Here is a 14,693-nt window from a genome sequence, read left to right as displayed (position 1 = left end):
CACTATGCATTACGTTATGCTCGGCCACTACCATCCGCCACGGTCCATTCGATTTACCCGACACCGGAGAACACAACATGTCCCTCGAATCCGCAACCCAAGCCATCCGCGCCAAAGTGGGCGACGATAGCGGCCTCAACGCCACCCTGAAATTCGACATGGGCGCTGACGGCGTCATCGTTATCGACGGTGCCAGCACCCCCAACACCGTGAGCAACACCAACACCGATTCCGACTGCACTGTGGGCATCACCCTCGACAACCTGCAAGCCATGTTGGACGGCGACCTGGAGCCCGCCACCGGCTTCATGGCCGGCAAGCTCAAGGTCAGCGGCGACATGGGTGTCGCCATGCGCCTGCAGCGCGTAATCTGACCCTGCACATGGCCAAAAGCGCCCCTGTGCCCGACGCACTGACCGACGCGCAAGCGTTTGTCGACTCTCACCGCGACGAGGGCACCACCGAACTCTTCGGCATCACCGAGCTGTGCCGGGAGTTCGGCATCACCCTGCGGGCGCTGCGCTTTTACGAAGACAAGGGTCTGCTCGCCCCCCGCCGGGTGAACGGCGCCCGCGTCTACACCCGGCGCGACCGGGCACGGCTGGCCCTGATCCTGCGGGCCAAGGCCATCGGCTCGCCGCTCTCTGAAATCAAAACCTATCTAGATTTGTATGGCGACCACGGCGAAGGCCGTGCGCAGCAGCTGCAATACGTGATCACGCGCACCGACAACGAGATCACCGAGCTGGAGAAAAAGCGCGCCCAGATCGACGCCACCCTGGCCGAGCTGCGCGTCATCAACGGCAGCTGCCGCGCACTGCTGATAGAGCGCCAGCGCAAACACAAGGTCAAAGCTTGATTGCTCAGGGTTTAGTGCCAAATTGGCACCTAGCCAACGTGGAATATGCGCAAGCAGCTCCTAAATCAGGAGCAGTTCACAGGCCTCTATCCCGTACTGAGAGCCTGTCTCGGTATTTCTTTCGGACTACGTAAACCTGACTAGGTCGACTCCTACCGGCATTTCGCAGCAGACCTGGGACAGGCTCCAAGAGATCCAAGTCAACCAACTTGCGTCGGAAATTCGCCATATTGATGCTCTCCCCTAGGACAAGCTCGTAAGCAGCGTGCAACTCGGGAATCGTGAACTCCTCGGGACACAAGTGCACCGGCAGCGAGGAATAGCTTGCTTTGCTTCGAACCCGCGCCACAACTGCAGAAACTATCTGTCCATGGTCAAAGGGAAGGTTGGGCAGGCGATTTACAGGAAACAGTGTGATGCGGGCCGACACTACCGGGACAAGCGCATAGTAGACCAAGGTTAGCGACCAGCCACGAGAGTCACGCACCGGGCCAGAGAAGCTACCGAACTCTTCGAGATAGGGGCTCTCCACATCGACCTTGTCGCGCAAAACCCGGGCTGCAGCTGCCTTGGCCGAATCATCTTCTTGAGTATGTATAAAGCCCCCTGGCAATGCCCAGTGTCCAGCAAAGGGCTCCGCCTCCCGCTTATGCAAAGCAACGCACAGCTCATTGTTTGCAATGGTAAGCAGTACCGCATCGACAGTGAGAATAGGAGAGTTCATGAAAGCAGCTTGCATATAAAACCATTAGACAACTAAATCACCAAATTTCCAATTGAAATATTTAGTTGCAATTTGAATTTATATTGAGTACATTTAAGCCAAGCCACGAGGTTTCATCTCTCTCAAGGAGCACCGTCATGAAGAAGCTACTCGTCATTGATCCACAAAACGACTTTTGCGATATCGCTGGCGCAGCCCTGCCCGTGGCGGGGGCCAGCGCCGATTTACAGCGCCTAACATCCTTTGTTGCACGAGTTCCACTGGACGACATTACCGTCACATTGGACTCTCACCCCAGCGTCGCGGTGGAGCGCACAACCTTCTGGAAGACAGCAGATGGCAACTCGCCCGCGCCATTCAGCTTCGTTACCCGCGCCGATGTGATTAATGGCAAATTTACTCCCCGGGACGCATCCCTTACTGCGCAGGTGCTGATCATGCTGGACCAACTGGCGAGCACAGGCCGGCCAGGATTGATGATCTGGCCGGTGCACTGCGTGACTGGTACCTGGGGTCACAACATATTCACTCCATTGGCCAAACAACTGAACCAATGGGAATTCACCCGACAACGCGCAGTGCGCAAGGTTTTGAAGGGCGAGTACCCCCTGACCGAGCACTTTGGCGTCTTTGAAGCGGATGCGCCAGACGAAGCCGTTCCTTCTACCCAGTTCAACAACACCCTTGCGGCAGAACTGACCCAAAATGTGGATGTACTTTTTGTTGCCGGCGAAGCAGGTAGCCACTGCGTAGCGTCCAGCATTGACCAACTCATGCGCTACCTAAACGGGGTCGCAGAACAACGCCCTCGCATCATCTTGCTGACTGACTGCATGAGCCCCGTCACCGACTTCGAAGCGGACCAGAACGCCTTCGTGCAGCGTGCCACGGCCTGGGGTGCCGAAACAATGACCAGCGCCCAAGCAAGCGCAATGTTCAACTAGGAGAAACTTGTGAGCCAGACAAGAAACAACACCCCCGTCATCCGCAGCTTGCTGGAAACAGACCTGTACAAATTCACCATGCAGCAACCGATGCTGCACTCCATGCCGACCAACCAGGCGGAATACCGCTTCGTGTGTCGAAACACGCCAGAGTTTCCGCTGGCCGAACTGGCTGCCGAAGTGAATGAACAACTGGATGCCTTGTGCACCCTGCGATTCAAGGAAGACGAACTGGCATACCTGGCCGGGCTCCGCTACATCCGGTCTGACTACATCGACTTCTTGCGCCTGTTCCAGTTTCAACGCCGTTTCATCACCGTGTCCACGCAAGGCGATTCATTGTGCATCACGGCCAAAGGACCACAAGTCCATGTGATGGGATTTGAAATCTTTGTGTTGGCTATCGTCAATGAGTTGTACTTCCGCCGGCTGACGCAGGAGCGCGGCGGCAAGGAAGTCTTTATGGAGGAAGGCCGCCATCGCCTGCAAGCCAAGATCGTTCAACTGCGCGACTATGCGCCGAGCTTTCCACAACGGCACCCGTTTGAATTCTTTGACTTCGGAGTACGCCGGCGATTCTCGGGAGAGTGGCAGACAGAGATGGTGCAAACACTGGCACGCGAAGTTCCGCAGTACTTCAAAGGCACATCCAATGTTCTGTTAGCCAAGGAGTGCGACTTGGTCCCCATTGGCACGATGGCACATGAGTACCTGCAAACCTTCCAGGCTACCGGAGTTCAGCTCAAAGGCTTTCAAAAGGCGGCGCTGGAGACATGGGTTCAGGAGTACCGCGGCGACCTGGGCACTGCCCTCACCGACGTGGTGGGTATGGATGCGTTTCTCGCCGATTTCGACCTCTACTTTGCCAAGTTGTTTGATGGCTTGCGGCACGACAGTGGAGATCCGGTCGAGTGGGGCGAAAAGGCATTGGCGCACTACGCCAAACTCAAAATTGATGGAAATACCAAACGTCTCGTCTTCTCGGATGGCCTCGATGTTCCCACTGCGTTGCATCTGCACCAGCACTTTGCCAATCGCGTGCAGACTGGCTTTGGCATTGGCACCAACCTGAGCAATGACACCGGCTTGAAACCCCTGAACATCGTGATGAAGCTCGTCAGCTGCAATGGCCAACCGACGGCCAAGCTCTCGGACACGCAGGGAAAAACTTTGTGTGAAGACGCCACCTTCCTAGCGTACTTACGACAGATCTTCCAGAAACCCGAATTGGACTCTTAGCCATGGACATAGGCTCAATCCTTAGCGATACATTTCAGATCGGCACAGTGAACTTAGCAATCGGCGATGTACTAGGCTTTGTTACCGGGCTGTTATGTGTCTGGCTCACCGCCAAAGCCAGTATCTGGAATTTCGCGTGGGGCATTGTCAACAGCCTGATATTGGGTTTGGTTTTTCTAGACCAGAGACTCTTTGCCGACTCCGCGCTACAGGTGGTTTTTGTCGCGCTTTCAATTCAGGGCTGGTGGCAATGGAAAGTACGAGGCAACCCTTTGGCGAATGGCTTCGGATGGACTACCTGGCGTGAACAGGCAATACTGCTTGCGATTGCAATCGTGATGGCGTGGTCGATGTGGTTGATCTTGGTAGAGCTGCGTGGTAGCGCGCCACCCTTGGACGCACTCATCACCACGCTCAGCATATGCGCACAGTGGCAACTCAACCGGCGTCAAGTTTCCAGCTGGTACTGGTGGATCGCGGTGGACTTGATTTCTGTGCCTCTCTACTGGAGCCGCGGCCTCTATCTGATTGCGTGTCTCTATGTCGTCTTCTTGGCACTGTGTGTATATGGCTTGCGCAATTGGCAACAGACCCGTCGTGCGCAATCACCTTTGGCCTTGGCATGAGTAGACGAAATTTCCGGCATGGCCTCGTGATTGGCAAGTTTTACCCGCCACACTTGGGACACGAATACCTGATTCGTACTGCGGCCGCGCACAGTCAATCGGTGACCGTAGTTGTGATGGGCGCAAGCACTGAAAAGCTAACCATCGTACAGCGTGTGCAATGGTTACGCACTGCCTTTTCGGATCACCCCAACGTACGAATCGTGGGCGAACTTGATGACGTACCGGTGGACTACCAGGACGAAGAAATCTGGCACGCACATGTGGACATCATGCGTAAAGGCGTTCACCAAGCTGACGAAAGCTGGAACCCAAAGCCCCCGGTGGACGCCGTCTTCACTTCTGAACCCTATGGCGAACGCCTCGCCAAATACTTTGATTGTCCTCATGTCTGTTTGGACAGAGCAAGGAGTCTCTACCCCACTTCAGGCACTGCGGTGCGCGCAGATGTGGCGGGCCAATGGCACATGTTGTCGCCCGCAGTGCAGGCTGGCATGGCGCTGCGTGTGGTCGTATTGGGCGCAGAGTCCACTGGAACAACCACGCTGAGCAAGGAATTGACAGACGCACTCCATCAGCGCGGCGGAGTTTGGACACGAACACAGTGGGTGGCCGAATACGGCCGCGAATACAGCGCCAACCTGCTGGCTTTGGCAAGATCAAACGATCCGCAAGCTACTTCAGGTGACATTGCTTGGATATCTCCAGACTTTGTTCAAGTCGCCCAAATGCAATGCCGCCTCGAGAACGCTGCAGTAGCGCGCGGTGGTCCAGTATTGATATGCGACACCGATGCCTTTGCCACCCGCATTTGGCACGAGCGATACATGGGCGCAGGCAACGCTACGGTAGATGGTATTGCCGCCAATATGCCGCCACGCGCACTTTATATTCTTACCAGTGACCGGGATGTTCCCTTCGAAGATGATGGACTGCGCGACGGAGAGCATCTTCGAAGTTGGATGACCCAACGATTCCGCACAGCACTTGCATCTCAAAACGTACCTTGGATCGAAGTTCACGGCTCGCCGAAGTCGCGTTGCAGCGATGCACTGCTAGCCTTTGACAACCTGTTTTCCCAGCAATGGGCCTTCTGACTTTCACGATAGTTCTCAAACCTGCGTAAGCAATGACATGTTGAAAATTACCAGCGCACAAATCAACCCCACCATCGGAGACATCCAAGGCAACATTGCCCTGATGCTGCACGCCGCACGACAGGCGCGAGATGAACATGCCCACATGGTTGTCTTTCCTGAACTGAGCCTCACAGGCTACTACCCTGCCGACCTGCTCGACGACACACATTTCCAGACCCGATTGGACGTGGGACTTGAGCATCTAAAACTCGCCAATCGCGAGACTCCGAACCTCCTGTGGGTAGTAGGTACCCCCATACGCCGTCAAGGCCCCGGCAAAACATTCCACAACGCCCTGTTGGTGCTGAAAAACGGCGAGATAGTGGTGGAGTACTTCAAGCAGCTCCTTCCCACTTACAACATCTTCGACGAGCGTCGTCATTTTGAGCCCGGACCCGATGTGGCGCGCGTTCTTCGAATTGCCGACCAGCAGGTGGGCCTCATGATTTGCGAAGATGGCTGGAACGACGATGGCAATGACTACACCGTCAATCCATTCCAACGCCTGGCTGACGCATCGCCCGACCTCGTGGTGTCCATAAACGCCAGCCCAAGCAACGTGGGCAAACGAGAGCAACGGCACATTGTTTTCGGCAAAGCTTGCATGCGCCACAAACTTCCCTTGCTGTATGTGAATCAGATCGGAGGGCATGACCAACTGGTCTATGACGGAGCCTCCTTCGCCATGGATGCCGAGGGACATGTTGTCTTTGAAGCAAGACGTTTTGCCGAAGACGTGACCACTCTGACCTTTCACAGCCACAGCCAAAGCTTCACGGATGCACACGGCGAAGCGCTAGCGCCTGTCGATAGCGCGGGCCTGTCCACCATGGAGTTCTACCGCCAGCAAATTGTGCTGGGGCTCAAAGACTATGCACGTCGCTGCGGCTTCAGGACGGCCGTCGTCGGTTGCTCGGGTGGAATCGATTCAGCCCTGACATTGGCATTGGCAGCCGAAGCACTAGGGCCCGGGAATGTAGTCGGCATCACCATGCCCTCCAAGTTTTCGAGCGAGGGCAGCGTATCGGATTCAGCGACCTTGTGCAAAAACCTGGGCATCCAACTGCTAGAGCATCCCATTCGCAGCATCGTCGCCGAGTTTGAATCAGGATTTGTAAGCGCATTTGGCACACCATTGCAAGGCCTGCCGCTGGAGAACCTGCAGGCGCGTGTACGTGGCACCACGCTCATGGAATATTCAAATGCCTTTGGGCATCTGCTACTCACCACCGGCAACAAATCCGAAGTCAGCGTGGGCTACTGCACTCTGTACGGCGACACCAATGGTGGACTGGGGCTGATTGGTGATCTGTACAAGACGGAAATTTTTGAACTCTGCCGGCATGTCAACGCTACGGCCGGGCGCGAAATCATTCCCGCAGCAATCATCGAGAAGCCGCCTTCAGCCGAACTGGCACCGGGACAGAAAGACACCGATAGTCTTCCACCCTATGAGGTTTTGGATGAAATCCTCAAGTGCCTCATTGAAGGCGAGCGCCTGCCAGAATGGGAACGCCAACGCTCAGAATCAAAAGTGGCAGAGTTGCGCACTGAAGCGACCGGCAGAGCCCTGATTGAACGGGTTAAAAAAATGATTGCTCGCAACGAATACAAACGCCGTCAAGCGCCTCCCATTCTGCGCGTTCGCGGACGTGCATTTGGCAGCGGTCGCCAAGTCCCGATTGCAGCAGTGCAATACGCCTGACAAATTTTTTCCCTGGGTACCTGTATGACTCCAAACACTTCCCCCCAGTTGGGCACCGCACTCATCGTCGGGCGCTGGCAAATCTTCCACAAGGGGCACGAAACCCTTTTGCGCACCGCGCTCAGCATGGCGCATCAGGTGATCGTGGTTATCGGCTCTGCTTACCGGTCGCGCAATCCGCAGAATCCGTTCACTTGGCAGGAGCGCCAGAGCATGATTCTGTCCACCCTGTCGGAGTACGACAGGACGCGCGTGCAATTTTTACCTGTACGAGACTACTACGACGACACGCGCTGGAACGCAGCCGTACGCGAAGGTGTGAAGAAGCTGGTACCGGGTGCACCTTCCAATGGGATCACTCTCGTCGGCTTCAAGAAAGACCACACCAGCTACTACCTGAACAACTTCCACCCCTGGGCCTGGAAAGAAGTCACGCAAGACATCGAAATTGATGCAACAGCATTGCGCAACGTCTTCTTTGAAGGCGCCGACCCTGATGCACGCCTCGAAGTCATGCGCCCCTATGTCAGCGCCCCGGTACTGGCTTACCTGCAAGCTTGGGCGCGCTTGGCGGTGTATGCCGAAAGGGTGAAGGAGCATGCCGCGGTGATGACCTATCGCAAGCGTTGGGCGGCCCCTTTCCACTTGACTGCAGATGCTATCGTTCAAGCCAGCGGACACGTCTTGCTCGTGAGACGCGGTGGAGACATCGGCCACGGCCTGTGGGCCCTCCCCGGAGGGTTTGTTGACCCGGGCGAACGCATGTACACCGCAGCCTTGCGCGAACTACATGAAGAGACAGGCTTGAACTCGCTAGCATCCACCATGCAAGCCGCCTTCAAATGCAGCGTGGTGTTTGATCACCCCGGTCGCAGCCCGCGCGGGCGCATCATCACCCACGCCTGCCATTTCGATTTGGGCAACATTGGTCTGCCTGAGGTCAAAGGCGCCGACGACGCACAGGAAGCCCGGTGGATCCCACTAGAGCGCCTCGCCGGCATGGAAGACCATCTGTTTGACGATCACGCTGCGGTACTGGACCATTTTTTTGATTCGTATCGCTAGATTTCGACCAACACTGATCAAGCACCAGCGCAAACCCAAGGCCAAAGCCTGATGACGCGGGGTTGAGTGCCGAATTGGCACCTAGCCACCGCAGAATATGCGCAAGCAGCTCCTAATTCAATAGCAACTTAGCGCGCCACTCAGGCCAGCATCTGGTCTTTGGCTACAAAGTATTTGCGGGCGTAGGCCACCAGCTGGGCGTCGGTGGGGTGGTCAATGCTTTCCACACCCACTACCTTGCTGCCCACCTGCGGGTCGTGGCTGTGCAGGTGCTTGATGAGCTGCAGCTTGGCCTGCGCGGGGCCCACCACCAAGATTTCTTCAGCGCCCTTGAGCGCGTCGGCAATAGCGTGCAGGTACTGCTTGTCTTCGGCTGCTTTGCCCGAACCCACCACGCCGCCTTTGGCGTGCAGGTGCGAATGCGGGTGCTTGGGGCGCACGATGGAGGCCTCTACATCGCCCGATGCAATGTGCATAACATGGGCTTCGGAGTGATCTAACCAAACGACTGCGTGGTAATGCGACATGGAACTTCTCTCTGTGGGTTGAACAACACCTCCAGCGTAGGCGTCTGGCTGCGGCGGGTGTTGCGTTGGGTCAAGGGCATCGCACGCATTTGCGAAGTTGCTATTTGCACTACTTGCTAATAAGTAATGCAATTAATAAACTCCGCACCATGAACCAGTCAGACCACATCCTCGCGCTCGCAGCGCAAAAGCACCTGCTGCGTGCGGCTGATGTGCGGGGCATTGGTTGCTCGCCCCAGCTTCTGATCCGCCTGCACCAAGCCGGCAAACTGCAACGGGTAGCGCGGGGCCTGTACCGCCTGTCCGATGCAGACTTGACCGAGCACCACACCCTCATCGAGGTCTGCCAGCGCCTCCCCAAAGCCGTGCTGTGCCTGCTGAGCGCCCTGCAATTCCACAACATTAGCACCCAAATACCGCACGAGGTGTGGGTCGCGCTGCCAGAGGCCAGCCCGACCCCCTCTTTGGGTTACCCCAGCCTTCGGGTGACTCGCCTGCGCGGCGACGCGTACACAGCAGGCATTGAAGAATTCACCGAGCAAGGCGCCGCCCTGCGGGTCTACAGCGCGGCCAAAACCGTGACCGACTGCTTCAAATTCCGCAACAAAATCGGCCTGGATGTCGCGCTGGAGGCACTGAAAGACGCCTGGCGCAGCCGCAAAGTCACCATGCCCGAGCTGCAGCACTTCGCCAAAATCAACCGGGTGGAGCGGGTCATGCAACCTTACCTTGAGGCCGTCGCCGCATGAGCACGCATGCGCCGGCCTCCATCCTCGCGCGGCTGCTCTCGCTGGCCAAGCAGCGGGGCGACGACTACAGCCTGCTGCTCAACCGCTTTGCCCTGGAGCGCTTGCTGTTGCGCTTGAGCGCATCGCCCCACGCAGACCGCTTTTTGCTCAAAGGCGCACTCTTGTTCGCGCTTTGGTACGACACCCCCCACCGCCCCACGCGCGACGCCGACCTGCTGGGCTTTGGCCCCGACGACGAAGCCAACCTGGTCGCCACCTTTGCCGACTTTGCCACCATGGACATGGGAGACGGCATTCTGTTCGACCCCGCCTCCATCAAAGCCAGCCCCATTCGCGAAGACAACACCTATGGCGGCACCCGCATCACGCTGGCAGCACGCATAGGCACCGCTCGCTGCGCATTGCAAGTCGATGTGGGCTTTGGCGATGCAGTAACACCTCAGCCGCTCACTCTGGCTTACCCCACGCTGTTGCCAGGCTTTCAGGCGCCCCGCCTGAGGGTGTATCCGGTGTACACCGTCTTGGCCGAGAAATACCACGCCATGGTCATGCTGGGCCAAGCCAACAGCCGTATGAAAGACTTTTACGACCTCGCCGTCATCGCGCAACGCAGCCCCCTAGACGGCGCCACACTGGCTGCTGCCATCAGCGCCACATTTGCGCGGCGGCAGACGCCACTACCCGCAGAGCGACCACTCGCACTCACCCCGGCATTCGGTAACGACACCGCCAAACAGCGCCAGTGGCAAGCCTTTTTAAACAAAAACCGCATCACCGCCGCCGGGCTGCCCGACACCGTGGCGCTGCTCGATACGCTACTGTGGCCCGCCACCCTTGTGGCAATGAGCCAAAGCAATGCCACTGCCACGTGGCAACCGGTATCTGCCCGCTGGGTGTGAGGCCTGCAAACGGCAAAAACATGCTTTACATACAGTACATTTTGAGGATTGCGCCGGCGTGGCCCGTGCAAGCGGTGGCAACACCATCCCGTGACCCGTTATTACGAGAAAGCAGCAGCTCCATGTCTTCTGTGCACCACTTGCCCTTGCCCTCTAACTCCCTGCGCGCCGCCCGCGCTGTGCTGGCCGCCGGTGTGGTGGCAGGCGCCCTATCGGGCTGCGCTATCTGGCCCAAGGCACTCACCTGGGGGGGCAACGATGCGCCCGCGCCTGCACCCGCTGCTGCAGAGCCCTTGGCACCCCCACCCGCTCCGCCGGTAGTGATGGAAGAAGCCCCCAAACCCAGCCCGGCGCCCGTGCCCTCCAGCGTGGCCGAAACCATCACCATCGAGCCTCAGCCGGTCATGAAGAGCACACCGGTCATGGCCCCGCCAGAGGCCCCCTCCGCCAAGGCCGCCGCCAAAAGCAAGGCCAAGGGTAAAGACATGGCCGCGCACGACGCTGGACACAAAGCCAGCGCCAAGTCCGCCGCCCCCAAAGGCAACGGCGGCGAGCTGGTGCCCGGCTTCTATATCAACGTAGGCTTGTTTGCCGTGCCCACCAACGGCACCAACGCCTTCCGCACCCTAGAGAAGGCCGAGCTGCCCGTGTTCACCGATGTGGTGAAAAGCAAAAAAGGCCCCCTCACCCGCGTGCGCGTGGGCCCTTACCTGAGCAAAGACCTGGCCGATGCTGCGGCTGAGAAGATCAAGGGGATGAAGCTGGAAGCGGTGGTGTTTCAGCGTTGAGGGGCTCTTGCGCTGATGCCTTCAGCGCGGAATGAGAAAAGCCTGTGGGTCGTGAGACGCACAGGCTTTTCAATTTGGAGAGTCGGCTAAGTGGACAACAGCGCTAGTCGAACACTCGGCTCGCTCTGGATGTCAGGCAACCTTAGACTTCCGGCGCGCAAAGCGACCTACGACCAACAAACCGGCCAGCATCAAGGCATAGCTTTCTGGCTCCGGAACGGCAGCAGTGATGCGGGTGCCGCCCGTTCCAGAAATCTGCAGGGGATCCGCGATATTGACAGATACCCCACCGCATTCGTAGGCACATCCATCAGGATCTTCCCAGCGCGCAAAACTCGAAAGGGTGTAAGTGACATCGACGGCCTGACCCGCCGCAAACGAACCCAAGTTCACCGCGCCTGCGAAACCCTCTATGGAGTAATTGGCTCGTTGCTGCTCATAGTCAGCAGCAGGCTGGTACCAGACATCACTATGCGCCACAGGAACACCGGTTTGAGCCAAGCTTGCTCCGGCTCCATTCAGGGTCAAGGTCTGACTTGCTGACCAAACAGACTGACCATTCACCGAGATGTCAGCAACAAAGCCACCCTGCATGTTGCGCGTGGCCACATTAGCGGTCCAGCCTCCCAAACGCACATACCCGCCAGTGATGTCGATATTCATGCTGTAGCTCATCGGCACCAAGCCATTCACAAAGCTCGTGTGCCACACCGATGAAGCTAACGCGGTACCACCAACGTTCAGGCCAATGGAACTAGACATATCACCCAGCACGCTTGTGTAGGCGTTTAGATACATATAGGTTGAATGACCGGCGGCGTCAGGATCGTCCGTTCGAACGAAGTCGTCGGAAGTGGCCGACACATCGGGGCTCCCCACGTTGGCAATAGAAGCCCCATTCAGGGTGTCGAGATAGGTCCCTGCATTCAGTCCGATCGGGTCATAGGACACGATGGCTTTCACATCCTGAGCGTGGGCAGAGCCCAGAACAGACATGATTACTGCAACACTGGAAGCCCAAACTTTTAAATTGCTCATATTCCTACTTTGGTTTTAACTCATCGAAATGAGCGACTGCAATGACAGCCCCTCCCCCGGGATCAAGTTTAAAGACCACTTAGGACACAAGGGATAGTTCTTTCAGACTATTCGCTGAAAGCGGCAGGAAACAAAAAAACCCGCTGCGAGAGTCGCAACGGGTTTGAAAGAGATGTGTGAGTGGTAGGCCGTGACAGACTTGAACTGTCGACCAAAGGATTATGAGTCGAAATGAGCCAGTCTTCATGAGTGTTCATCGCAAGTCACTCTTGCCCCGTTTTCTCTTATAAATCAACAGCTTAGCGCGCTGGCGGGCTACTCTCCTTTTCATCGCCCGCTAAGCCACATCACTACTGTTGGTTGTAATACGGTTGCAGCGACTCCCAGATTGCAACCACAGTAGCTCAAAAAATATTTTTGAGTAGCGGGTTCACAGGTCTTCTCCCGAAACTGGAACCAGCACATGCCATCAAATTCGACAACGCAACCCTACACTCCACGCCACAAATCCGAGATTAGTCGCGTCGTCTTCACCAAAAAATTTCTGGATGCACTGTCACCGGCTTCCAGCGCAAGTGCCCAATGGACCTGGCACTATGACATTCAAGTACCCGGACTCGCCATCGGTGTCGGTCCATCTGGAATCAAAAGCTTCTATTTGATACGCAAGTTCAAACGCCAGTCACGTCGCTTCTTGCTGGGTAAGTACCCTACGGTTGAGTTGAACACTGCAAGAACGATGGCACGGGACTTCAACGCCAAATTAGCACAAGGTATTGATCCCAAAGCCGCAGTCACAAGCGGGATGACATTCGCAATGCTCTTCAAAAAGTTTATGACCGACTACTCATATCGGCGCAATCGAACGGCTGAGATGAGCGTCAAAGCCTACGCTCGGTACCTTGCGACTGACCGATACGGAGTGAATTTGGGGAACAAATTGGTCGATGACATCACCGATACACACATCCAAGCCATCTTCAACGGCGTATCCAATCACGCCCCCATTCACGCAAATCGCGTACTGGCATTGATGCGCTGCATCTTCAATCGTGCTATCACCTGGAAGATCAGAACTGGCGATAACCCATGTAAGGGAATCGAAAGAAACAAAGAGAAGTCCCGCGAACGGCGCGTTAGCCGCTTCGAAATACCGTATCTCTTTCGGTCACTTGAATACGAACTCAATGACACCCTGCGGGACTTCATCTATGTGGCGCTGTTTACTGGGGCACGGCGTGGCAATGTGCTTCCAATGCGCTGGGATGAAATTGACTTTGATGCGTGCTACTGGCAAATTGATTTGACAAAAAACGGTACCTCACAGACTGTTCCATTGGTACCCACTCTCGTGGAAATTTTGAAAGTGCGGCGAACAAAGATCGCATCAGAATGGGTCTTTCCGGCCAACAGCAAGTCTGGGCACTACATGGAACCCAAAAAGGCTTGGAAAACTCTGCTGGAACGAGCAACAGCACTCCGACTGATTGATCGCCTCGCAGAGCACTACAAATGGTCCGACAGTGAAAAACTGATTGCAATTGGCAATGTGGTCGCCGCTCCATTGACTGGATTCACCACCTATTCTGAAATGGCAGAAGAAGCCAGAATTTCATTGAAGCCATTGGATATGCGGGATATACGTGTCCATGACCTCCGTAGAACAATGGGGTCATGGCAAGCGGACCTCAATACCAGTCTGGCAATCATCGGCAGAACGTTAAACCATCAGTCGCCACAATCGACAAAGGTCTATGCACGATTGTCACTTGACCCTGTTCGTCAGGCAATGGAAGCCGCAACCGCAGCGATGCTCGCTCACAAAACAGTCCGTCAGGATAGCCTGCAAATGGGCATGGAGATTACTAAATGAAAAGCAACAGCAAGAAGAATCGAGTCGCCGACTTGGAAGCACAACACGATCCAGAGGGAATCTACCGCTCTGTAGAAGCAAAGCATGCGGCCGAAATTGGACGAGTCCGTCTTGATTCGTTGACAAAGGGAACACAAGAATTGGCGTTACTACGGGGTGCAACAGAACCTAACGATCCATTTGAACTATTGGACCACCTGAAGAACCACCCGCCATCGGTTGAGTCGATTTGGATTCTGTTGATGGGAACTCAACTAGATTCCAGTTTTTTCAAAAAAATCGCCAACAAGCGACACAAGTTATCAAAAGCACTGAAGGAATCGGCACTAGCTGACTTTCATGGTTCAACACTCTCAAAGAACAATGTAGCCATACGCTTCCATGAAGCATTGCCACCTTTGTCACCGGAAAGTCCAAAAACCAAGATCGTCTCAAAGAAGACCGTCCGCAATTGGCTGGCTGGGGTTGAACGGCTGAAGCGTTAGAAAAAATGCTCCCGCTGCGCGCAGCGGGAACTG

General features: G+C 56.1%; 16 protein-coding genes and 1 tRNA gene. 13 read left to right on the top strand and 4 right to left on the bottom strand.

Annotated elements, in window-relative coordinates; genetic code table 11:
• Together QZW03_RS08605 and QZW03_RS08600 are read left to right on the top strand one after the other, a co-directional pair.
• Positions 1-374, top strand: a 374-nt coding sequence (locus tag QZW03_RS08605) for an SCP2 sterol-binding domain-containing protein (protein ID WP_296509571.1), incomplete at its 5' end; no start/stop codon positions are given.
• 8 nt (positions 375-382) lie between these two features.
• Positions 383-859 (top strand): MerR family DNA-binding transcriptional regulator, encoded by a 477-nt coding sequence (locus QZW03_RS08600; RefSeq protein ID WP_296509570.1) that lies wholly within the window; start codon positions 383-385, stop codon positions 857-859.
• Between the two features lie 76 nt (positions 860-935).
• On the opposite strand, the gene QZW03_RS08595 is transcribed toward QZW03_RS08600, so the two are convergent.
• Positions 936-1,598, bottom strand: a complete 663-nt coding sequence (locus QZW03_RS08595; protein ID WP_296509569.1) for an NUDIX domain-containing protein — start codon at positions 1,596-1,598, stop codon at positions 936-938.
• Positions 1,599-1,720: 122 nt separating this feature from the next.
• Here QZW03_RS08595 and QZW03_RS08590 point away from each other — a divergent pair, with 122 nt between their 5' ends.
• The 6 genes from QZW03_RS08590 to QZW03_RS08565 are packed head-to-tail and all read left to right on the top strand — an operon-like array spanning position 1,721 to position 8,301.
• On the top strand, positions 1,721-2,527 hold the full coding sequence (locus tag QZW03_RS08590; RefSeq protein ID WP_296509568.1) for an isochorismatase family protein: 807 nt from the start codon (positions 1,721-1,723) through the stop codon (positions 2,525-2,527).
• A 9-nt stretch (positions 2,528-2,536) separates the two neighbouring features.
• The gene (gene pncB / locus QZW03_RS08585; protein WP_296509567.1) at positions 2,537-3,766 is read left to right on the top strand and encodes a nicotinate phosphoribosyltransferase; all 1,230 of its coding nucleotides are present in this window, start codon (positions 2,537-2,539) and stop codon (positions 3,764-3,766) included.
• A gap of 47 nt (positions 3,767-3,813) precedes the next feature.
• The gene (gene pnuC / locus QZW03_RS08580; RefSeq protein ID WP_296509566.1) at positions 3,814-4,392 is read left to right on the top strand and encodes a nicotinamide riboside transporter PnuC; all 579 of its coding nucleotides are present in this window, start codon (positions 3,814-3,816) and stop codon (positions 4,390-4,392) included.
• Positions 4,389-5,489 carry an AAA family ATPase gene (locus QZW03_RS08575; RefSeq protein ID WP_296509565.1) on the top strand — a complete coding sequence of 367 codons (1,101 nt, stop codon included), beginning with the start codon at positions 4,389-4,391 and terminating at the stop codon, positions 5,487-5,489. The genes pnuC and QZW03_RS08575 overlap by 4 nt, the downstream gene beginning before the upstream one ends.
• A gap of 37 nt (positions 5,490-5,526) precedes the next feature.
• Positions 5,527-7,236: an NAD+ synthase gene (locus QZW03_RS08570; protein ID WP_296509564.1), complete on the top strand. Its 1,710-nt coding sequence runs from the start codon at positions 5,527-5,529 to the stop codon at positions 7,234-7,236.
• A gap of 24 nt (positions 7,237-7,260) precedes the next feature.
• A complete protein-coding gene (locus tag QZW03_RS08565; RefSeq protein ID WP_296509563.1) occupies positions 7,261-8,301 on the top strand; it encodes an NUDIX domain-containing protein in 1,041 nt (346 codons plus the stop codon).
• A 140-nt stretch (positions 8,302-8,441) separates the two neighbouring features.
• On the opposite strand, the gene QZW03_RS08560 is transcribed toward QZW03_RS08565, so the two are convergent.
• Positions 8,442-8,828 (bottom strand): translational machinery protein, encoded by a 387-nt coding sequence (locus QZW03_RS08560; protein WP_296509562.1) that lies wholly within the window; start codon positions 8,826-8,828, stop codon positions 8,442-8,444.
• A gap of 149 nt (positions 8,829-8,977) precedes the next feature.
• Between QZW03_RS08560 and QZW03_RS08555 the strand changes: the two genes are divergently transcribed.
• From QZW03_RS08555 to QZW03_RS08545, 3 genes are all read left to right on the top strand, one after another.
• Positions 8,978-9,577: a type IV toxin-antitoxin system AbiEi family antitoxin domain-containing protein gene (locus QZW03_RS08555; protein WP_296509561.1), complete on the top strand. Its 600-nt coding sequence runs from the start codon at positions 8,978-8,980 to the stop codon at positions 9,575-9,577.
• Positions 9,574-10,476 (top strand): nucleotidyl transferase AbiEii/AbiGii toxin family protein, encoded by a 903-nt coding sequence (locus tag QZW03_RS08550; RefSeq protein WP_296509560.1) that lies wholly within the window; start codon positions 9,574-9,576, stop codon positions 10,474-10,476. The genes QZW03_RS08555 and QZW03_RS08550 overlap by 4 nt, the downstream gene beginning before the upstream one ends.
• 122 nt (positions 10,477-10,598) lie before the next feature.
• Positions 10,599-11,264 carry an SPOR domain-containing protein gene (locus tag QZW03_RS08545; RefSeq protein WP_296509559.1) on the top strand — a complete coding sequence of 222 codons (666 nt, stop codon included), beginning with the start codon at positions 10,599-10,601 and terminating at the stop codon, positions 11,262-11,264.
• 132 nt (positions 11,265-11,396) lie between these two features.
• Here the strand turns inward: QZW03_RS08545 and QZW03_RS08540 are convergent, their stop codons facing one another.
• On the bottom strand, positions 11,397-12,302 hold the full coding sequence (locus QZW03_RS08540) for a PEP-CTERM sorting domain-containing protein (RefSeq protein WP_296509558.1): 906 nt from the start codon (positions 12,300-12,302) through the stop codon (positions 11,397-11,399).
• 181 nt (positions 12,303-12,483) lie between these two features.
• Positions 12,484-12,603 (bottom strand) — tRNA-Met (locus QZW03_RS08535).
• Between the two features lie 162 nt (positions 12,604-12,765).
• Between QZW03_RS08535 and QZW03_RS08530 the strand changes: the two genes are divergently transcribed.
• Both QZW03_RS08530 and QZW03_RS08525 read left to right on the top strand, forming a co-directional pair.
• Complete coding sequence (locus QZW03_RS08530; protein ID WP_296509556.1) at positions 12,766-14,175, top strand: site-specific integrase; 1,410 nt, start codon at positions 12,766-12,768, stop codon at positions 14,173-14,175.
• Positions 14,172-14,660, top strand: coding sequence for a hypothetical protein (locus QZW03_RS08525; protein ID WP_296509555.1), 489 nt, complete (start codon positions 14,172-14,174; stop codon positions 14,658-14,660). Before QZW03_RS08530 ends, QZW03_RS08525 begins: the two co-directional genes overlap by 4 nt.
• The last annotated feature ends 33 nt before the right edge of the window (positions 14,661-14,693 follow it).

Source organism: Rhodoferax sp. (assembly GCF_013297935.1).
In the GTDB taxonomy this organism is placed as follows: Bacteria; Pseudomonadota; Gammaproteobacteria; order Burkholderiales; family Burkholderiaceae_C; genus Allorhodoferax.
The sequence above is the reverse complement of the archived record's forward strand: the minus strand, read 5'-3'. Positions and strand labels throughout refer to the sequence as shown.